Annotated in this window: 16 protein-coding genes; 1 reads left to right on the top strand and 15 read right to left on the bottom strand. The window is 44.1% G+C overall.

Annotation, left to right across the window (positions count from 1 at the left end):
- Nucleotides 1–22 precede the first annotated feature (22 nt).
- The 5 genes from infB to rimP all read right to left on the bottom strand — a co-directional run bounded on the left by infB (nucleotide 23) and on the right by rimP (nucleotide 5,281).
- On the bottom strand, nucleotides 23–2,905 hold the full coding sequence (gene infB, locus LROSL1_RS07275) for a translation initiation factor IF-2 (protein WP_178914203.1): 2,883 nt from the start codon (nucleotides 2,903–2,905) through the stop codon (nucleotides 23–25).
- A 13-nt stretch (nucleotides 2,906–2,918) separates the two neighbouring features.
- Entirely contained in the window at nucleotides 2,919–3,230 is a 312-nt protein-coding gene (locus tag LROSL1_RS07280) for a YlxQ-related RNA-binding protein (RefSeq protein ID WP_017261978.1), read from the bottom strand.
- On the bottom strand, nucleotides 3,227–3,529 hold the full coding sequence (gene rnpM, locus LROSL1_RS07285) for an RNase P modulator RnpM (protein WP_017261979.1): 303 nt from the start codon (nucleotides 3,527–3,529) through the stop codon (nucleotides 3,227–3,229). Before rnpM ends, LROSL1_RS07280 begins: the two co-directional genes overlap by 4 nt.
- A 36-nt stretch (nucleotides 3,530–3,565) precedes the next feature.
- Nucleotides 3,566–4,723, bottom strand: a complete 1,158-nt coding sequence (nusA, locus tag LROSL1_RS07290; RefSeq protein ID WP_178914204.1) for a transcription termination factor NusA — start codon at nucleotides 4,721–4,723, stop codon at nucleotides 3,566–3,568.
- Between the two features lie 75 nt (nucleotides 4,724–4,798).
- Nucleotides 4,799–5,281, bottom strand: coding sequence for a ribosome maturation factor RimP (rimP, locus tag LROSL1_RS07295; protein ID WP_017261981.1), 483 nt, complete (start codon nucleotides 5,279–5,281; stop codon nucleotides 4,799–4,801).
- 195 nt (nucleotides 5,282–5,476) lie between these two features.
- Between rimP and LROSL1_RS07300 the strand changes: the two genes are divergently transcribed.
- The gene (locus LROSL1_RS07300; protein WP_178914205.1) at nucleotides 5,477–6,448 is read left to right on the top strand and encodes a VOC family protein; all 972 of its coding nucleotides are present in this window, start codon (nucleotides 5,477–5,479) and stop codon (nucleotides 6,446–6,448) included.
- Between the two features lie 254 nt (nucleotides 6,449–6,702).
- Here the strand turns inward: LROSL1_RS07300 and LROSL1_RS07305 are convergent, their stop codons facing one another.
- From LROSL1_RS07305 to LROSL1_RS07350, 10 genes are all read right to left on the bottom strand, one after another.
- Nucleotides 6,703–11,022 carry a PolC-type DNA polymerase III gene (locus tag LROSL1_RS07305; protein ID WP_178914206.1) on the bottom strand — a complete coding sequence of 1,440 codons (4,320 nt, stop codon included), beginning with the start codon at nucleotides 11,020–11,022 and terminating at the stop codon, nucleotides 6,703–6,705.
- A gap of 150 nt (nucleotides 11,023–11,172) precedes the next feature.
- Nucleotides 11,173–12,882: a proline--tRNA ligase gene (locus LROSL1_RS07310; RefSeq protein ID WP_017261984.1), complete on the bottom strand. Its 1,710-nt coding sequence runs from the start codon at nucleotides 12,880–12,882 to the stop codon at nucleotides 11,173–11,175.
- Between the two features lie 50 nt (nucleotides 12,883–12,932).
- The gene (gene rseP, locus LROSL1_RS07315) at nucleotides 12,933–14,198 is read right to left on the bottom strand and encodes an RIP metalloprotease RseP (protein ID WP_178914207.1); all 1,266 of its coding nucleotides are present in this window, start codon (nucleotides 14,196–14,198) and stop codon (nucleotides 12,933–12,935) included.
- 94 nt (nucleotides 14,199–14,292) lie between these two features.
- Nucleotides 14,293–15,078 (bottom strand): phosphatidate cytidylyltransferase, encoded by a 786-nt coding sequence (locus LROSL1_RS07320; protein ID WP_178914208.1) that lies wholly within the window; start codon nucleotides 15,076–15,078, stop codon nucleotides 14,293–14,295.
- A 45-nt stretch (nucleotides 15,079–15,123) separates the two neighbouring features.
- Complete coding sequence (locus tag LROSL1_RS07325) at nucleotides 15,124–15,819, bottom strand: isoprenyl transferase (RefSeq protein WP_236402217.1); 696 nt, start codon at nucleotides 15,817–15,819, stop codon at nucleotides 15,124–15,126.
- 420 nt (nucleotides 15,820–16,239) lie between these two features.
- Complete coding sequence (frr, locus tag LROSL1_RS07330; RefSeq protein ID WP_017261988.1) at nucleotides 16,240–16,803, bottom strand: ribosome recycling factor; 564 nt, start codon at nucleotides 16,801–16,803, stop codon at nucleotides 16,240–16,242.
- A 1-nt stretch (nucleotide 16,804) separates the two neighbouring features.
- A complete protein-coding gene (gene pyrH / locus LROSL1_RS07335; protein ID WP_017261989.1) occupies nucleotides 16,805–17,527 on the bottom strand; it encodes a UMP kinase in 723 nt (240 codons plus the stop codon).
- 82 nt (nucleotides 17,528–17,609) lie between these two features.
- On the bottom strand, nucleotides 17,610–18,485 hold the full coding sequence (gene tsf, locus LROSL1_RS07340; RefSeq protein WP_017261990.1) for a translation elongation factor Ts: 876 nt from the start codon (nucleotides 18,483–18,485) through the stop codon (nucleotides 17,610–17,612).
- Nucleotides 18,486–18,598: 113 nt separating this feature from the next.
- Nucleotides 18,599–19,384, bottom strand: a complete 786-nt coding sequence (gene rpsB / locus LROSL1_RS07345; RefSeq protein WP_017261991.1) for a 30S ribosomal protein S2 — start codon at nucleotides 19,382–19,384, stop codon at nucleotides 18,599–18,601.
- Between the two features lie 152 nt (nucleotides 19,385–19,536).
- Nucleotides 19,537–20,529: a D-2-hydroxyacid dehydrogenase gene (locus tag LROSL1_RS07350; RefSeq protein ID WP_178914209.1), complete on the bottom strand. Its 993-nt coding sequence runs from the start codon at nucleotides 20,527–20,529 to the stop codon at nucleotides 19,537–19,539.
- Between the last annotated feature and the right edge of the window lie 103 nt (nucleotides 20,530–20,632).

A 20,632-nucleotide genomic window follows, 5' to 3' on the forward strand; every position in this document is an offset into this window, starting at 1 on the left:
TGAATTTACTAAACTATCGAGATTATTCGACGGGAACTTCCTTCATCACGAAGGCTTCGATAACGTCGCCAACCTTGATGTCGTTATAACCAGCAATGGTTAGACCAAGATCAAAACCAGCTTTAACCTGCTTAACCTGATCCTTGAACCGTTGTAGAGAGCCTAACTTACCTTCGTAAACGACAACGCCATCACGGATCAAACGAACACCGGCATCGCTGCTGATGTAGCCTTCCGTAACCATACCACCGACAACAGTTCCGACTTTAGAAACTTTGTAAAGTTCACGAACCTCAACCTGACCGGTAACCTCTTCTTTGTAGACAGGTTCAAGCATACCCTTCATGGCTGATTCAATTTCATCGATAGCATTGTAGATAACGTTGTGCAAACGAATGTCCACACCATCGCTATCAGCTTGCGACTTGGCTTGAGCAGTCGGACGAACGTTAAAGCCAACAATGATTGCATTTGAAGCTTCGGCTAGAGTAACATCACTTTCATTAATGGCACCAACGGCCTGATGAATAATGTTAACCCGAACACCATCAACCTGAATCTTCTGGAATGAAGTTGCTAATGCTTCAACAGAACCTTGAACATCGGCCTTGATGATAACGTCAACTTCCTTCATTTCGCCTTCCTTCATGGTGTCGAACAGATTGTCCAACGTCACGTGGTTAGCATGTGAGCGTTCTTCAACTAAGGCACGTTTAGCACGTTCCTCACCAGCTGCCCGAGCAGATTTTTCATCTTCAAAGACAACAAACTTGTCGCCGGCTTCTGGTACATCGTTCATCCCAGTGATTTCCACTGGTGTTGCAGGTGTAGCTTCTTTAACGGTCCGACCACGATCATTGTTCATGGTCCGAATCCGTCCGTAAGTGTTCCCAATAACAATTGGATCACCGACTTCAAGGGTGCCTTCTTGAACCAAGACAGTGGCAACAGGGCCACGACCCTTGTCCAAACGCGCTTCAATAACTGAACCAAGAGCACGCTGTTCTGGATCTGCCTTGAGTTCCATCAAGTCAGCTTGCAAAAGAATCATGTCCAATAATTCATCCAGGTTTTTATCGTACTTGGCTGAAATTTCGACAAAGATGGTATCGCCACCCCAGTCTTCAGGAATCAAGTTGTAAGCAGACAACTGTTCAATAACATGGTTCGGGTTGGCACCTGGCTTATCAATCTTGTTAACGGCTACGATAATTGGCGTCTTAGCAGCTTGCGCATGGTGAATAGCTTCAATGGTTTGAGGCATAACACCATCATCAGCAGCAACAACCAAAATCGTAATATCAGTAATGTCCGCACCACGCGCACGCATAGCAGTAAAGGCCGCGTGCCCGGGTGTATCGATAAAGGTAATCTTACGACCCTTTAATTCAACTTGATAAGCACCGATCTTCTGAGTGATCCCACCGGCTTCACCAGCCGTAATGTGAGAATTACGCAGTTGATCCAACAGTGTTGTTTTACCGTGGTCAACGTGACCCATGATTGTTACAACTGGTGGACGTGGTACTAACTTAGTTGGATCAGTCGTCGATTGCTCTTCGAAGAATTTGTCGATATCAGCAATATCTTCCTTAGGCTTTTCTTGAGCTTCGATACCGTAATCTGCTGCCAAAATTTCAATAGTATCCTTATCCAAACTTTGGTTTTGGTTAACCATGACACCCAGCATAAATAATTTCTTAACAATTTCCGCAGTCTCACGGTGCAAGATTTTACTCAAGTCCTGAGCGTTCATGCCAACGTCATACATCAATACATCTGGTAATGGACGTTCCTTACGAGTTGGTGCTGGCTGTGCTTGGGAAGTCTGCTTAATTCGTTGATTACGTTTATTACGTTTTTGGTGCTTCTGTCCATATTGTTGTTGACCACGGCCGCCACGACGGTTGTTATTGCCAAAACGGTTACCGTTGTTACTGTTACTGAAACGGTTATTACGACCACTGCCATTGCTGTTGTTATTGGATGACGATGCACCGGCATTAGCAGTTGGTCGGTTCGAAGTACGCGAACTCGTGTTGCGCGAGTTGGTACTGTTCCGGTTGTTTGAGTTACCAGAATTGTTAGAGCCATTGTTGTTACGTGAGCCATAACTACGGTTATTATCACGACTACCGTTATTAGTATTGTTATTACGGTTGTTGCTACTGTTACCGTTATAGCCTCCACTACGGCCATTTGAATGCGAACTGTTGGTGCTATTACGGTTAGCCGTTGTGTGATTGTTATTGCGTGAGTTATTGTTACCGCCGTTACGCTGATCAGTGTTTCTTCCAGCTGGCCGCGACTGAGTTGATCGACTCGTCGTGTGACTGGCAGTAGAATGCGGTGCATGACTTGTAGCGGTTGTCTTAGCCGTTGCCTGTGAACGAGGCATCGTTGACTTAGCAGCTGACGATGCAGTCACTGAAGTTGCGGTAGACTGAACAGCTTGTGATGTCGTTTTAGCTGCAGTACTTGTTGCAGTCTGTGAAGCAGCAGCTTGAGAGCGTGGTGCCGTTGACTGCTGTTCTTGCTGACGTTTTGTTTGACGATTATTCGTCCGTGGATTGCTCAAATTCATGATCCGCCCTTCGCCGTGTAGGTTGGCCCCGTTTCGGCCAAAATTAGTATGGCGACGGTTTGATTTCTTATTATTGTTGATCAAATGGTGAACAACTTTGCGTTTAGGTGCGGCATCACCAGACTTTTCGTTTGCCGCTGCATTGGCAGCCTTCGCTTGAACAGTCGGTTTAATAATCCCACGTAACGTCTTTTCTTGAGCATCACTAATGGTCGCCATGTGATTATTAAAACTCATCCCCTTGGCGCTTGCCTTCGTTAGGAGCTCCTTGCTGGAAACATTAAGTTCCTTCGCGAGTTCATAGATTCGCTTATTGGCCATCCTTTCACTCTCCTCATTTCATTTTATCCAATAACGTTTGCATTTTTTTGGCAAAGCCAGCGTTGCTGACGCCTAATGCTGAACGTTGTCGTCCTGTAGCCTGACTCAGTTCCGCAACATTAAATGCAGTACTGACCGGCACATGGTAAAAGCTTGCTTTATCAGTTAACTTCTTTTTTGAACTTGCGCCCATGTCATTTGCAACCCACAGAAAACGAATATTGCCTGCTTTAATCGCTGCTAATACCATGGGTTCACCTGTAACCAACTGGCCCGCCCGTTGTGCCAGGCCAAGAAGGTTTAATAACTGCTGCTCTGGGGTCATTTGTGATTGTCCCCAAACAGCTCGCGCCGGGCTTGCTGGTGATCGACATAAGCAATTAACTCTTCATAGAAAGCGTCGTCAACTTTCATCCCAAACGCCTTGTCCAAGCTATGCTCATGTTGTGCCTTTTTAGCCGTCGCTGTATCAATGGTCACATAGGCGCCACGACCATTTTGCTTACCCGTTGGATCGATTGTGACTTCATTTTCCTTATTCTTGACCACACGAATCAAGTCTTTTTTCGGAAACATGTCGCCACTGACAATGTCTTTACGCATGGGTACTTTACGCTGATGCATCACAATTCCCCCTTAAGGTTAAAAACTAGTGCCAGTCTACTTTTCGGACTGATCGTCGTCTTCGCCCTTTTCAAAATCGGGCTTGTCGACCTCAACGTCTGACCCAGCTTCAACATACTCCTGATCATCCGCATCTTCAAACAAGTTGGCAGCTTCAGTTTCTGACTTAATATCAATCTTGAAACCGGTCAGCTTAGCAGCCAAGCGGGCATTTTGACCACGCTTACCAATTGCTAATGACAATTGATAATCTGGAACAACCACCGTGCAAGCCCGTTCGTTTTCAGAATCGAACACAACGTCAACTACTTCAGCTGGGTTCAGTGAGTTAGCAACGTATTGTGCTTCGTCATCCACCCATTCAACGATATCCATGTTTTCACCGGATAATTCATTAACAATAGATTGGACACGCTGACCACTAGGACCAACACAGGTACCAACAGGGTCCAAGTTAGGATCGTTAGACTTTACGGCAATCTTAGCACGATCACCAGCCTCACGGGCGATCGAAACAATTTCAACAGTACCATCATAAATTTCTGGCACTTCTTCTTCAAATAGGCGTTTTAGTAACTCTGGATGCGTCCGGCTAACGAACACTTGTGGCCCTTTAGGGTTATTTTCAACCCGCGAAACATAAACCTTGATCTTATCGTGCATCTTGTATGTCTCGTTTGGCATCTGATCTGAACTAGCCATAACGGCTTCAACCGTATTAGAACCACTGCCTAACGTGACGTACAAGTAACGTGTGTCCTGGCGTTCAACTTCACCAGTAACGACTTCATCCATGTACTGACTGTATTCATCGTAAACCAAACCACGTTCAGCTTCACGAACTCGTTGCATGATAACTTGCTTAGCAGTCTGAGCAGCAATTCGGCCAAAGTTTTTTGGTGTTACTTCAAACTTGATTTCGTCGCCAATTTCATAGGCCCGATTGATGGCTACAGCATCTTGCAAACTTACTTGCAACTGGTCGTTTTCGACATCCTCAACCACAGTTTTAACTGCGTAGACCTTGATATCTCCTTTGCGTTCGTTGAATTCAACATCAACGTTAGCAGCTTGATTATAATTCCGTTTGTAAGCAGAAACTAACGCTGCTTCCAACGCTTCGATAACCACTTGCTTTTTGATCCCTTTTTCTTGTTCAAGAGCGTCTAGCGCCCCAACCAATTCTTTACTCATTTCCTAGTACTCCTTACATAAACCGTCAGGATAGCGATTCGCGACTTTAGGCACGATCACTGTGTCAGTTGTGTTTTAAATACCACTAAAATCAATCGCCAAACGGGCACTTGCAATGGCTTTACGTTCAATCGTCACTGTTTTAGCAACCCCTTTGACTTTATAATTCAACGTTAATGTTTCCGGCGTAAGTTCAGCCAGAGTACCTTCAAATACCTTCACTTTGTCAATCGGTTGATACAGTGAAATGTGAATATACTGGTTAACTGCGCTTTCGAAATCGGCCTCCTTTTTTAGTGGCCGTTCCGCGCCTGGCGAGGAAACTTCTAAATAGTAAGCTTGGGGAATGGGATCTGGGTCAGCGGCATCAAGCTCCGCACTCAGAGCATCATTCACGATGACACAGTCATCAATGGTAATGCCGCCTTGTTTGTCCACGTAGACGCGCAAATACCAGCTTTTACCTTCCTTGACAAATTCAACATCCACAAGCTGAAAATGATGTTCGTCAACGATGGGCTGAACCATCTGGGTAACCGTTTCTGTCACACTGCTCAAGTTTTCCACCTCCTCATTTAGCCCTGAAAAAAGAGCGAGCCACGAATGGCTCACTCTTAGATTAAGAGTCTTAAATTACAAGTCATAGTATAGCATCCCAGCGCCAAAAACACAACCAACGGCACCAATTCAAGCATTTTGAGCATGTTCGGTATAAAATATGATTAAGTCCAACTGATATTGAGGAGGGGTATCATGCTTTTTTCACCACATCATATTTCATTGCTGACCGGTAATGCTTCCGCTAATGCACAATTTTACATTCAAGTACTTGGTCTCAGACTCGTTAAAAATTCCGTTAATCAAGAAGCCGTTCACATCCGACACCTTTATTACGGTAATAATTTAGGCGATCCCGGCAGTGTCATCACCTTTTTTGTTTTAGACCATTTAGGCCAACGTCAGGAAGCAAACCACGGACTAACAGGTATTCGGATCGGCATTCCTCGTAATACGACGACCTATTGGCAAAAACGGCTTAAGGCGCCCAACTTTCATCCACAGCTTATTACTAGCGGACTAACAGTCACAGACCCAGATGGTGTTTTGTTAACCTTCGTCGAAGTGGATCGTCAATTAACGGATCACCAGCATGTGCCAAATGATGTTCCCGTGGAGAATCAAATAGTTGGTCTACTTGGAACCAATATTGACTATATTAATTATTCGGAAACGGTCACCTTCTATCAGGATTGGTTGGGGCTCAACGACTTTAATCATCATATTCCCCTCCCATCTAGCGGTGCATCAATCACTCTGACCTCAGCACCTGATTCAAATCACCGCTCACGAATGGGCCGCGGCAGTGTTGATCACATTGCATTACAAGTTCCTGATCAGGCAACACTGTTTCATTATTACAGACGGGCACAATCACTTGGTTTGGATATTGAACTTTATCGTGACCGCGGCTGGTTTCAAAGTATTTATGTTCGTGACCCCTCCGATAACCGAATCGAATTGGCAACTGTTACACCTGGTTTTGCATTGGAAGAACCAGCATCTACTATGGGGCAACAATTGTCTTTGCCACCCCTTTTTGCTGACCAAACAGATGCTGTCAGGCGCTGGTATAACGACCATAATGTAAAGTTCAACGAAGCGGAACGTTTTGAAAACAAGGCCACTCTTAACCAGAGCAAATTGCTGACAACCAACTCACAATAAGTATTAGTGAACTAAAAATATGAATTAAAACCAAGTCGGAAAACAAGCTGAAGCTTTGGATATGTCTAATCTTAAATACGCCCTATTCCTCAAGTTCGGGAATAAGGCGTATTTGCTTTGCATACAGTTTTTCGATCTTTTGGCACACGGCGACATCAGCATCGTTTGGGCAAAATAAACGAGTATCACAGCCACGTTCAGTTCATATTATGCTAAATATAAATTGACTGTTTTAATCAAGTCTAAACAAGGCTTTAAAATAGGCTCAACTGATTTTCGTCAGGTAAATCATCTAACACATGGTTCTCAGTCAGAAAATCAATAATCGTAGCAGAAACTTTGCCCCGTTTGCTTAGATCTTCTTTGGACAGGAACGGCTTTTCCTCACGAGCTGCAACAATCTGTTTAGCAACGTTATCGCCCAAGCCGGGAACAGCATTAAACGGAGCAATCAATGAGTCTCCGTCAATCAACCAACTCTGTGCATCCGAACGTTCAACATCAATCATTTTGAACTTAAAGCCACGCTCCATCATTTCGTTAGCTAGTTCAAGCACCGTTAACAGACTCTTTTCCTTAGTTGATGCATCGTTTCCCTTGTCCATGATCGTTTTCATTGATGCCTTAACCGCATTTTTACCACGCGACATGGCAACTAGATCAAAATCATCAGCACGAACAGAGAAGTAAGCAGCGTAATACAACATTGGGAAGTAAACCTTAAAGTAAGCCACTCGTAACGCCATCAAAATATAGGCAGAGGCATGTGCTCTTGGGAACATGTACTTGATCTTTAGACAGGAATCAATGTACCACTGTGGCACATTCGATTCGCGCATAGCTGCTTGCCATTCATCAGGAATCCCGCGACCGTGACGCACAGATTCCATGATCTGAAACGACATTTCGGAATCCAACCCGTAGTTAATCAAGTCGGTCATGATGTTATCACGACAACCAATCACGTTGGCAATCGTCGCCGTGCCGTCTTTAATCAACTCTTCCGCATTACCCAACCAAACGTCGGTTCCGTGTGACAGCCCTGAAATTTGTAATAATTCGGAATAGTTCTTCGGATGTGTTTCCTCAAGCATTCCTCGAACAAACCGGGTTCCGAATTCAGGAATTCCCAGTGTCCCTGTCTTACTGAAGATTTGTTCTTCTGTAACACCTAGCACATCTGTACCAGAGAACAATCCCATCACACCGGGATCATCCGTAGGAATCGTCTTTGGATCGATTCCTGATAAATCCTGTAATGTCCGGATCATCGTTGGATCATCATGTCCAAGAATATCCATTTTCAAAATATTGTCATGAATTGAATGGAAATCGAAGTGAGTTGTCTGCCAAGCAGCGTCTTGGTCATCGGCAGGATACTGGATTGGCGTGAAATCGTAAATATCCATGTAGTCCGGAACGATGATAATTCCGGCTGGATGTTGACCCGTCGTTCGTTTGACACCCGTGGCGCCGCTGGACAAACGGTCAATTTCAGCCTGGCGGAAAGTAACGTCGTGATCACGTTCATAAGCCTTAACGTAACCATAAGCGGTCTTATCGGCAACCGTTCCAATCGTCCCCGCGCGATATACATTATCCTCACCGAACATGACTTTAGTATAGTTATGCGCAATGGGCTGATAATCTCCGGAGAAGTTCAAATCAATATCAGGAACCTTGTTTCCTTTAAATCCAAGGAATGTTTCAAACGGAATGTTCTGTCCGTTTTTCTTAAGCAACGTGCCACACTTAGGACAGTTCTTATCCGGTAAATCATAGCCCGAACTGTATTCACCATGCGTAAAGAACTCGCTGTACTTACATTCTGGGTTAGGACAAAGATAATGGGGCGCCAGTGGATTCACTTCCGTAATGCCGGCAAACGTCGCTACAACGGAAGAGCCCACCGACCCACGAGAACCAACCAAGTACCCATCCTTGTTAGATTTATGCACTAACCGTTGTGCAATCAAATAAATAACAGAGAACCCGTTTCCAATAATCGATTTCAATTCACGGTCAACACGCTTTTGCACGATATCTGGCAATGGATCACCGTATAGTTCATGAGCCGTGTCCATTGTCCGTTCACGGATTTCATCCTCAGCACCTGCCATTCTTGGCGTGTACAGTTTATCTTTCAGCGGGTGCACATCTTCGACCATGTCAACAATTTTATTCGGATTGGTAACAACCAATTCCTGAGCCAAATCGTCCCCTAAGAAACTGAATTCTGACAGCATTTCATCAGTGGAACGGAAATGAACATCCGGTAATGAATGACGATTAAGCGGATTAGCACCACCCTGCGAACTAATAAGGATTTTTCGATAAATAGCATCGTGGGGATCCAAGTAATGAACATCCCCTGTCGCCGCAATCGGTTTATCCAATTCATGAGCGATTTCAACTAAGGATTTAATGATTGCCTCAAGTTTTGCATTGTCGTGAATTAACTCACCCTCAATTAAGGGTTTGTAAACCGGTTTAGGTTGAACTTCCAAATAATCGTAATATTTTGCTCGCTTGAGTGCTTCTGCTTTTCCCTTTTGCATGGCCGCTTCGAATACTTCACCAGAGGAACACGCTGAGCCGACGATAAGTCCCTCGCGTAAACGGTTTAGTTCACTCCGCGGTACACGGGGTACCCGGTAGAAGTATTTCACATTCGACAGTGAGACAAGTTCAAATAAGTTTTTCAGACCGGCCTGCGTCTTAGCAATCACGGTTGCGTGAAATGGTCGCGCATGTTTGTACGCATCGTTGTCACTCATGTGTTCATTCAACTGATCATGATAAACAATGCCATAGCGTTCTTCTGCATCTTTCAAGAAAATCATGGCTAAATGACCCGTTGACTCAGCATCAAAGATGGCACGGTGATGATGTTCCAATGAAACATTGAATTTTTTGGCTAGTGTATTCAGACGGTAACCCTTTAACGTCGGGTATAAAAACCGTGCCAGCGTTAAAGTATCAATAATCGGATTATCGATTTCTGGCATATCATGACGCACATAACCAGTGTTCATAAAACCGACATCAAATGTCACGTTATGACCGACCAAAATATCGTCGCCATACCAATCACGGAACATTTTAAAGACTTCTTCTTCAGTCTTAGACCCTGCCACCATATCATCCGTAATACTCGTTAAGTTAGTGGTCGTATCAGACAAGTGAAAACCAGGGTCAATAAATTCCTCGAACTGATCAATGACGTTACCATCCTGCATTTTAACGGCAGAAAGCTCGATAACTTTATCGTAAATGGCTGAAAGACCAGTCGTTTCAACGTCAAACACCACGTATTCGTGACCTTTTAGCACCTCATGAGCGTCATTGATCCCAATTGGCTCACCATCGTCGACCAAGTTGACCTCAACACCATACAGCATTTTAATGCCAGCCTTTTCAGCAGCTTTAAACGCTGCTGGGAAACCTTGGACACCAGCATGGTCTGTGATTGCAATCGCCTTGTGACCCCATTTTGCTGCCCGGCTGACAAAATCAGCAATGTTATTCGTAGCATCCATCGTGCTCATCTGAGTATGGAGGTGCAATTCCACCCGCTTACCATCTTCTGGCGCAGTGTCTTCTCGTTCTGTATGAGAAAACACCTGCAAATCATTGGCAATAATGGCTAAGTCCCGCGAGAAGTTATCTTCCTGCACAGAGCCACGAACTTTAACCCACGCTTTTTCAGGAATGGCCGCAAAATTAGCTTCGTCATCTTCATTCCGTGAAAATTTCTTCACGATGAATGAAGAGGTGTAATCCGTAATTTTTATCGTCAGCAACTGTCGGCCTGACCGAAGTACTCTAATTTCTTTGGCGAACACGTAACCCTCAACGGTCACACTGCGTTCTTCCTCAGTAATTTCATCCATTCGACGAACTGGTTCGTCATCTTTAATTTTCCGCCCCATACTAACAGGACCGTTGACGGTTGGCGCAGATGAATGTTCGGCCTTATTTTTGGCGATGACGGCAGCAGCTTTGGTGACCATTTCTTCGTCTCGTTTTTCCTTGGCTGCCTGAAAATCAGCAAGCTGTTGCGCTGATGCCGCTTCATCAACCGTCGTTGCAAATGACAATTCGGGGAAACCTAATCGCTGATACGTGGCAACTAAAGCGGTCAATGTGTCACCGCTAAGAAAATCTGAAACAACTTGATTGGGCGCCGTAATAATCACTCGTTCGCCATCCATAGTTGGTGCTGTTCCTTCACACAACTGTCGTGCAAACTGCTCGTTCAATCCGCTGTGACTGACTGCCCAGGTCCAGTAGCGCGCAATCGTTTCAATTTCAGCATGTGTATCATTTGAAGCAATGTGAAAGTTTACCGTTGCGATCTCATCAAACGCTTGGGTTAATCGCTGTGAAAAGTTCATAAACGTTTCGAACGGCAAGATGTGATCAAAATGAAAGCCAAAACTCCAGGTCCTGCTCTGTTCATGAACGACCATATCGGTAATCTGCGCGTTCACAAAATTTGCGTCGGTTGCCTGTGACTCAAGATTTAGTTGGTCTAGTAATTTAATAAAAAGCTCGTGTTGATTTAACGCCACGAAAATGCGGCCTCCCCACATGAATGTTCTTAAGTAGCCAATTATAAAATAATCGTTTTTCAGTACAGTGCACACAAGTCGAACCCTGATGGGAAAATACCCTAAAGGTTCGACTTGTTATCCATAACATTTTAATTTCAATCGATATTGTTAATCAATGCCTTTGAACAGAATAGCCACTGTTTCAGTCAACTCTTCTTTGCGAACTTCAACTGTCTCACCAGTCTTGCGCAGTTTGATTTCTACAATACCGTCTGCGGCCTTTTTCCCGACGGTAACGCGCAATGGCAAACCAATCAAATCTGAATCAGCAAATTTGACCCCTGCACGTTCTGTTCTGTCATCAACCAACACCTTGTAACCGGCATCAGTTAAGGATGTTTCAAGTTCATCAGTCAATTCACGTTGTTCATCGTTTTTGATGTTAACGGGAATCAAATGAATGTCAAACGGCGAAATGGCTTTAGGCCATGCAAGACCATTTTCATCAGCCGTCTGTTCAGCAATCGCAGACAGCAAACGACTCACACCAATCCCGTAAGAACCCATGATTACGTCTTTTTGACGACCATTTTCATCAAGGACTTGAGCACCAAGCGACTCAGAATAGCGGGTTCCTAATTTAAACACATGACCAATTTCAATACCACGGTTAAACTTCAAGACGCCTTCGCCATCAGGAGATACATCGCCTTCCTGAACCAAGCGAATGTCTGCAAACTGATCAACGCGGAAGTCACGGTTCAAGTTTGCATTCAAATAGTGGAAGCCATTTTCATTGGCACCAACCGGCATGTTCATAAGGTCGGCAACATCCTGGTCGGCAATGATTTTAATATCTTCACTGACGCCTACAGGACCTAGAGAACCGAAATCTGCACCCATATACTGTTCAGCCTGTTCAGTGGTTGCCATTTCTAAGTCAGTCGCATCGGCAACATTTTTTAGCTTGGTGTCATTAACTTCATGATCACCGCGGATCAAGGCAACTAATGGTTCGCCATCAGCCATATACAACATTGTTTTCAATGTCTTAGTTGTGTCGATATCAAGTCGTTTAGCAATCGCATCGATGGTTTTTTCACCAGGAGTAGCAATCTTTTCTAGCTCACGAGGTTCTTCATGCGATTTTTTAGGTACATAAAGACTGGTTGCAGTTTCCAAATTGGCAGCGTAATCACTACTGTCGGAGTAAGCAATCGTGTCTTCACCGACTGGCGCAATTGCATTAAATTCGCGAGACTCCTTACCACCCATCGCCCCGGAATCCGCCAAAATTTCACGGTAGTTCAGACCACAACGATTAAAGACATTTCGAAAGGCAACTTCCATCTGTTTGAAGACGCGGTCCAAACTCTCAGCATCGCTATGGAATGAATAAACATCCAGCATCAGGAATTCACGACCCCGCAACAGTCCGTAACGAGGACGATCCTCATCACGATACTTTTGTTGAATTTGGTACATAACCAATGGTAACCGTTTGTACGACTTAACTTCATCCCGAATAAAACTCGTAAAAGTTTCTTCATGCGTCGGGCCAAGAATCAAATCACGTTCGTGACGATCCTTCAACTTGTACATCGTCTGACCGTATGTGTCATAACGCCCTGACTGTTTCCAGAGGTCCGCTGGCAGTAACGCCGGAGCCAACATTTCAACAGCATCAATCTTAGCCATTTCTTCGCGAACGATTGTTTCCACGTTTGTTAACACTTGGAAAGCCAGTGGCAGGTAGGCATAAACACCAGCAACAACTGGTCGAATGTACCCCGCCCGTAACATCATTTGATGGCTCAAGGCCTCTGCATCACTCGGCGTTTCTTTCAACGTCGGAATTAGCATTTTACTTTGTTTCATCGATTAATTCTCCTCAATCTTCCAAAAGTTAACGGCCATTGTCAGTCGTTTCAGTGAACAAAATAGCGCATGATATCGTTCCACGTGACCAGAATCATCAGAAACAAAACAAAACCAAATCCGATGATTGTAACGACACCTTCAGTTTGCTGTGACAATGGTTTACGTCGAATTGCTTCAATTACGTTTAAAACTAGTTTACCACCGTCAAGCGCAGGAATTGGCAACAAGTTGACGATTCCTAAATTTAATGATAAAAAACCTAGCCAGTAGAGGATACCACTCCAACCAGCCTGTGTAGCTGTGGCCGTATTCGCATAAATCGCCACAGGCCCACCAAGGTCATTAAGACTGAAATGCGTGAACAAATGACCGAGCGCCGCGAACAACAGCACAGTCGTGTTCCAGAACCCACCAAATAGCTTTGCAAAAAAGCCGGTATCGATACCACGTTTAATGCCAACGGTCCGCGTTTTACTGCCAGAAACAGTTTTTACCTGCGGCGTTATTTTGACATGTTTAACCGTCTTTTGACCACGCTTAATGCCAAGTGTAATGTCGCCATGGGTATCACTAGTAATAGCACTTGTCACAGCCGTCCAGCTGTTAGTGCGTTTGTCATTAACGCTAACGATTCGGTCACCCGATTTCAGGCCAGCCGATTTCGCCGGCGTATTCGTTAATACTCCTGAAATCGCGTTGCTATTACTGGCAACGCCACCCATGGCGAATCCCATAATGGCAAACACCAACCACGCCAGAATAAAGTTATTCAGTGGTCCTGCAAAGTTAGTTAAAATACGGTGCCACAACGTAGCCGACTGAAACTGGACATCACGTGGCGCAATCAACACCTCTGTGCCGTCCTTTTCAATGATTGTTGCATCGTGATCTACTGCATACGTCTTGACGACACTTTCGTCACCGTTTTCGTAACCCTTTATGACCAATTGATCTACTAAGTCAGACTCCGTCACAATAACAGGAATGCCATTAAACAGCGTCGTTTGATCACTAGCATTAATTCTGGTGACTTTACCAGAATCGCCCACCATAACACTGATTGGCGTTCCCGGTTGAAGTTGGTCATCCTCATCCTCGGCAGCACCGGCCATTCGAACATAACCCCCTAAGGGCAAAATTCGAATCGTATACAACGTCCCGTTTTTGTGCGTCCAAAAAACTTTGGGACCCATTCCGATTGAAAATTCACGCACAAGAATACCTGACCGTTTGGCAAAATAAAAGTGGCCAAACTCATGCACGACCACTAAAATTCCAAAAACAATAATAAAAGCAACAATTGTTTTTACCATTCACATAGGATCCTTTCATTTGAGCAGGCTACCGTTTTTAAAAATGAAAAAGCCGAAGTTTGAACAGCTATATTCCTAGACCAAATACGTGTGTCTAAATCAATCCCGTCAAATGTAGGATTGGTAACACAAACAACAAACTGTCAAAGCGATCCAAAATACCGCCATGACCCGGCAATATTTTGCCAGAATCCTTAACACCATAAAAACGTTTAAGAGACGATTCAACTAAATCGCCTAATTGACCACAAACACTGTAAATTAGTGTCAGAATGACCATTATCGGCAAACTAAAGTGTTGTGGAAAAAAGGCAACCCAAACACTGCCGACAATAACGGCCACAATCGTGCCGCCAATAGAACCTTCCCACGTTTTGTTAGGCGATATTTGGGGAGCCAATTTGTGCCGACCCAATTTGCGCCCAATCATATAGGCACCAGAATCTGTCGTCCAGATGACAAACAAAATGTAGAACAGCGTGGACAACCCAGTATTTCTAGCAGCAACAAAGTAGTAAAAACCCATGCCAATGTACAACATTGCAAGTGTCAACACACCAGCATCATCAAACGAAAAATGGTTGCGTGTGAATACAGTATGTAACAGCAACAGCATCACGAAAATAAAGAATAAAAATTCTCGATTGAGGTTATCAGGCAAAAACGCCAACCAACTTTGTGGGGCTAGTAGCACAAGTAACCCTAGAAAACTAATAATCGCTTCCGCAGACACGACCAACTTCTTTTTCATAACCAGCACTTCGCCTAACGCCACAGCGCCAAGGACAATGGCTGCTAATTGAATTAGCCAACCACCATAGACAATCACCGGAATAAAAATCAATAACGCCACAGCGGCGGTAATGACACGAGTACGCATATGAAACTCCTCACTTCTGGACAGACCTTAGCCTGTCACAAACTCTTATTTATTTTTTGGTTGTTTGACGCCACCGAAGCGACGGTCACGTTGTTGGAATTGGCTAATACAACGGCGTAATTCTGCGTCATCAAAATCAGGCCAATACCCCTCCGTAAAGACCAATTCACTGTAAGCAATTTGCCAAAGCAAAAAATTGGAAATTCGTTCTTCACCACTAGTTCGAATCAACAAATCAGGGTTATTGTATGGCGCAAGTGGTGCAGTCATTAAGGCCTGATCAACAGTGTCAGTAGTAATGTCCGCAACTTGTTGATTTCCATCAACAACTTGTTGAGCAATTTTTTGGATAGCTGTCACGATTTCCGCCTGTCCGCCGTAATTAAGCGCAAAGTTTAAAATCATGCCAGTGCAATGAGCAGTATCTGCAATCGCATTGTTAACGGCTGTTTGCGTTTTTTTCGGGAGCTGATCTGTATATCCCATGACATTAACCCGCACATTTTCTTTAACCAAATCAGGCACAAAAGTGTCAAAAAAATCGACCGGCAGTTGCATAAGATAGTTAACTTCGTTCTCTGAACGTTTCCAATTTTCTGTTGAAAAAGCATACAGCGTTAGCACCTTAATACCTAAATGGCTAGCCGCAATGGTCACCTTTTTGACAGTATTCATGCCTTCCTTGTGGCCTGCCACACGTGGCAAATGACGCTTCTGAGCCCATCGTCCATTACCATCCATGATAATCGCAACGTGCTTAGGAATGCGTGTCTCATCGAGATCACTTGGCGAAGTTTCAGGCGCCACAGTTTTTTTTCGTCCAAACAAAACAACGTCCACCTTTCAATTCTACGTCTTTCTAGTTTAACAAAAACACCTAGTCATTACATTAAAACACAGCGAAATAAACGGAGTGAGCTTTTAAAAAATGACGAAATGTCCTCTGTTGACGGCACCGATAACCATTGTGTGCGGCCGTCAAATAATAATCGTTGTCGCAAATATCTACCTCGGCATTGTATCACTTTCCCGTAACCGGTAAAACTGGCCACGTCCTTCACTCATTAATAAATTGTCACCTTAAATAAAAAAACGACTGTGACTGGAAAGTAAATTTCCAAGCACAATCGCTTATATAACGAAAGATATGCAAAGCAGCAACTAGATAGTCATTAACTCTTTTTCTTTGTCACTAGCAATATTTTCAACGTTCTTAATGCCAGCATCTGTGATTTTTTGAGCCTGCTCTTCAAGATCGTGCAACTGATCATCAGTAAAGTCACCATTTTTGTGACCTTTTTTTAATGAGTCCATTGCATCCCGACGTACATTTCGCACGGCCACTTTAGCTTCTTCAGCCTTACCATGAACTTGCTTTACCAAGTCTTTTCGGCTTTCTTCAGTCAATTGTGGGATAACCAGCCGAATAGCATTACCGTCATTGGCTGGATTAATTCCCAAATCAGAAGTCAAAATTGCGTGTTCAATAGCATCCAAACTACTTTTATCAAATGGTGTAATCAACAAGACGCGTGCTTCCGGAATCGTGATGGAAGCCATTTGATTAATTGGTGTTGGTGCCCCATAATAATCTGCCTTAATATCAGCGAGTAGACCAGCATTGGCGCGGCCTGCACGAATATTGCCAAGTTCACGCGACAGTGCGTCGCCGGCCTTGCTCATCCGTTCTTGTGCATCTTTTAAAATTGGTTCGTTAACAGCCATTTTATTTCCCCCTAACAGTTGTCCCGATATTTTCACCCTTAACAACCTTTAAAACGTTGCCAGGCTCGTTAAAGTTAAAGACGACCAATGGAATATTATTATCCATTGACAGCGATGTTGCTGTTGTATCCATAACATGGAGACCCTTATTTATAATATCCAAGTGAGTCAGAGAATCATACTTAACGGCATCAGGGTCTACATTCGGATCGGCTGAATAAATACCGTCCGTGCCATTTTTGGCCATTAGAATAGCATCCGCATTGATTTCAGCTGCCCGTAACGCAGCAGTTGTATCCGTTGAGAAGTATGGTGAACCAGTTCCACCGGCAAAAATTACGACCCGATCCTTTTCTAAATGACGAACAGCCTTCCGACGAATGTAAGGTTCCGCAATCTGGCGCATTTCAATAGAAGTCTGGACACGTGTTGGTACATCTAAGCTTTCCAAACTGTCTTGTAAAGCCAAGGCGTTCATAATAGTTGCCAGCATACCGACGTAATCAGCTTGAGCGCGTTCCATGCCCATTTCAGATCCCGCTTCACCTCGCCAAATGTTACCACCGCCTACAACAATTGCAATCTGCACGCCCAGCGCATAGACCTCTCTTAGTTCTTCAGCAACGGTTTTAATCTTTGGCGGATAGATTCCAAATCCTTGTTCACCGGCCAGTGCTTCACCGCTCAACTTTAACATTACACGTTTGTATTTTACATCAGCCATTAGACCAACATCCTCCTTGTCAGATCCCATGTGGGCGTCTCATTCTACAAAAAAGGCGCACATAACGTACGCCCTGGTTTAATTACTTGATTTGACCCATAACTTCGTCAACGAAGTCATCGCTCTTCTTTTCCATGCCTTCACCGACTTGGTAACGAACGAATGAAACAACCTTGGCGTTCTTAGAGGAAACGTACTGGTCAACAGTTTGATCGCCATCCTTAACGAATGGTTGATCATTCAATGAAATTTCAGCCAACCATTTGTTCAAACGGCCATCAATCATTTTTTCTTTGATGTTGTCTGGCTTGCCAGCAAGGTCGTCTTCTTTAGAAAGAACATCCTTTTCATGATTCAAACGATCAGCTGGAACATCCGTCCGGTCAACATATTCTGGGTTGATTGCAGCAACGTGCATTGCAACATCTTTAGCTGTTTCGGCGTCGCCACCTTCAAGAACAACCAAAGAGGCAATTGAACCACCCATGTGCAAGTATGAACCAAATACTTGGTCATCAGTCTTATCAACGACCTGGAAACGGCGCAAACTAATCTTTTCACCTGTTACTTGTGTAGCAGAGATGATTGCATCGCTTAACGTTTCGTTGTCATTAGCTTTCAACTTCAAAGCATCTTCAACAGTAGCAGGTTCTTCTAGAGCAATTTGGTCGCTGACTGTTTGTAACAGATCCTTGAATGTGTCGTTTGAGGCAACGAAGTCTGTTTCTGAGTTTAATTCAACAATTGCTGCCTTGTTGCCATGGATAGCAACTTCGGTTAATCCTTCAGCAGCAATGCGGTCACTCTTCTTTTCTGCCTTGGCGATACCCTTTTCGCGTAAGAAGTCCAAGGCCTTGGCTTCGTCACCATCAGTAGCGACTAATGCCTTCTTGGCGTCCATGATACCAACACCGGTTTTTTCACGTAATGCTTTAACTTGAGCTGCTGTAACTGCCATCTTAGTATGGCCTCCTCATAATTTTTAATAAACATAGTAATTTGAGAAAAAGACTGCCTATCAATCTCAGGCCAAAACGGTCTCAACTGATAGACAGCCTAAGGTTTTATCGCTTAGTTGTTTTTTTGCTTGTTGTCGCCTTCAACAGCATCAACGATGTCTTCCATCGAATCGCCCTTAGCAGCGGCTTGTTGTTGATCGTCAGCGCCTTGGTCTTCACCTTGACGGCCTTCGATAACAGCGTCAGCCATCTTCGAAGAGATCAAACGGATGGCACGGATAGCATCATCGTTTGAAGGAATGATGTAGTCAATGTCGTCTGGGTCAGTGTTCGTGTCAACCATAGCAACGATCGGAATGTTCAACTTGTGTGCTTCTTGAACAGCGATTTGTTCCTTACGAGGGTCAACGATGAACATAACATCAGGAATACCAGGCATATCTTCGATACCGCCAAGGAACTTTTCAAGCTTTTCACGTTGCTTAGTTAACAAAGCAACTTCCTTCTTTGGCAGACGATCAAAAGTACCGTCTTCATCCATCTTCTTTAAATCCTTCAAACGCTTGATCCGTGTTTGAATGGTGTTCCAGTTAGTTAACGTACCACCAAGCCAACGGTGGTTAACGTAGTACATACCGGCACGAGTTGCTTCTTCTTCGATTGAGTCTTGAGCTTGCTTCTTAGTTCCAACAAATAAAATGTTTGAACCCTTAGCAGCTTCATCCTTAACAAAGTTGTAGGCAACGTCAGCCATCTTAACCGTCTTTTGCAAGTCAATGATGTAGATACCGTTACGTTCAGTAAAGATGTAACGCTTCATCTTTGGGTTCCAACGACGTGTTTGGTGACCGAAGTGGACACCAGCTTCAAGCAATTGCTTCATAGAAATAACAGCCATGTGTTAAATCCTCCAAAATATAATGTTTTTCCTCCCCAACGCTCATTTGCACAGATCACTCATCCCTGAGCACCGATTTGCGCATCACGCTAGGTGTGAATTGGTTTTGAACCGACAATTAGTATACCAAACGCCAAGTGCTGTGACAAGCATTAAATCACCTGATCTTCAGAGGCACCTGTTTGAATCAAGCTCAAATTATGATCGAGTGAAACGGTCACCATGTTTTTTACGGCCACATTTGTATAAAAAGCAATGTGAGGCGTCATTAAAACGTTCTCGCGAGCAAACAAGTTGTTGAAAGTTGGATCATCAATTTGTTGACCTCTTAAATCGTGGTTAAAAATGGGCAATTCCTTTTCATAAGTATCTAAGGCGGCGCCCGCGACCTTGCCACTATCCAACGCTGTAATCAGCGCCTGACTGTCAATCAACGTGCCGCGTCCTGCGTTAACGATCCAAACGCCGTCATTCATCTGGGCAAAAGCATCCTGATCCAGCATGTGAAAATCATCTTTGGTTGCTGGCGCGTGTAATGTAATCACAGTACTGGCCTGATATAAATCGGCCAATGAGTCAACATAGATGCCCTCTTTTTCCAATTCAGGATTGTGGTAAACATCATAGGCAACAACCTTCGCGCCAAAACCACGATATATTTGAATTGCAGCTCGACCAATTCTGCCAGTGCCGATCACACCAACTATTTGTTGATTCAACTCCTGCGAAACATCCGGTGCCCAACGAAAATCCTGAGCGTGAATTTTAGCTTCAAAACGACGCGTGTTGCGCAGCAATTGTAACAACTGGCTAACCGTAAATTCCGCAATTGCTGCCGGAGAATAAGCAGGCACATTGGTCACTTTAATACCTAACTTTTTTGCAGTATCGAGCGCCATGGCGTCCGTGCCCACGATTCGCGATGACACTGATCGCACATTTTCCTTGGCCAATCGTTCAAATACCGCTGGCCCTACTGGATCCGTTTGTAAAATACTAATCCCATCACAACCAGCAGCCTCATCAACGGAATGTTCATCCAAAATAGCTGGTGTCAACGAAACAGTTACCTCGGGATGTGCTGTCTGCCAAGCCTTAAAGTAAGGTCTTTCATCGTCTCGCACGCCATAAGCTAAAATTTTCATAACGTTTATGCCTCCAAGCAAAATTGGTGAATCTTTCAATTCTTGAATACCAATTTAGCTTAGCACAAAACTAACTCCTTCTTCGATGAAAGAATGACACCCA

The organism is Furfurilactobacillus rossiae, assembly GCF_013394005.1.
Taxonomy (GTDB): Bacteria; Bacillota; Bacilli; order Lactobacillales; family Lactobacillaceae; genus Furfurilactobacillus; species Furfurilactobacillus rossiae.

What these genes read in the sequence shown, in the direction of transcription:
- infB (WP_178914203.1), bottom strand. Translation starts at nt 2,905, where the DNA reads ATGGCCAATAAGCGAATCTATGAACTCGCGAAGGAACTTAATGTTTCC.
- LROSL1_RS07280 (WP_017261978.1), bottom strand. Translation starts at nt 3,230, where the DNA reads ATGACCCCAGAGCAGCAGTTATTAAACCTTCTTGGCCTGGCACAACGG.
- rnpM (WP_017261979.1), bottom strand. Translation starts at nt 3,529, where the DNA reads ATGCATCAGCGTAAAGTACCCATGCGTAAAGACATTGTCAGTGGCGAC.
- nusA (WP_178914204.1), bottom strand. Translation starts at nt 4,723, where the DNA reads ATGAGTAAAGAATTGGTTGGGGCGCTAGACGCTCTTGAACAAGAAAAA.
- LROSL1_RS07300 (WP_178914205.1), top strand. Translation starts at nt 5,477, where the DNA reads ATGCTTTTTTCACCACATCATATTTCATTGCTGACCGGTAATGCTTCC.
- LROSL1_RS07310 (WP_017261984.1), bottom strand. Translation starts at nt 12,882, where the DNA reads ATGAAACAAAGTAAAATGCTAATTCCGACGTTGAAAGAAACGCCGAGT.
- rseP (WP_178914207.1), bottom strand. Translation starts at nt 14,198, where the DNA reads ATGGTAAAAACAATTGTTGCTTTTATTATTGTTTTTGGAATTTTAGTG.
- LROSL1_RS07320 (WP_178914208.1), bottom strand. Translation starts at nt 15,078, where the DNA reads ATGCGTACTCGTGTCATTACCGCCGCTGTGGCGTTATTGATTTTTATT.
- LROSL1_RS07325 (WP_236402217.1), bottom strand. Translation starts at nt 15,819, where the DNA reads ATGGATGGTAATGGACGATGGGCTCAGAAGCGTCATTTGCCACGTGTG.
- frr (WP_017261988.1), bottom strand. Translation starts at nt 16,803, where the DNA reads ATGGCTGTTAACGAACCAATTTTAAAAGATGCACAAGAACGGATGAGC.
- pyrH (WP_017261989.1), bottom strand. Translation starts at nt 17,527, where the DNA reads ATGGCTGATGTAAAATACAAACGTGTAATGTTAAAGTTGAGCGGTGAA.
- tsf (WP_017261990.1), bottom strand. Translation starts at nt 18,485, where the DNA reads ATGGCAGTTACAGCAGCTCAAGTTAAAGCATTACGTGAAAAAACCGGT.
- rpsB (WP_017261991.1), bottom strand. Translation starts at nt 19,384, where the DNA reads ATGGCTGTTATTTCTATGAAGCAATTGCTTGAAGCTGGTGTCCACTTC.
- LROSL1_RS07350 (WP_178914209.1), bottom strand. Translation starts at nt 20,529, where the DNA reads ATGAAAATTTTAGCTTATGGCGTGCGAGACGATGAAAGACCTTACTTT.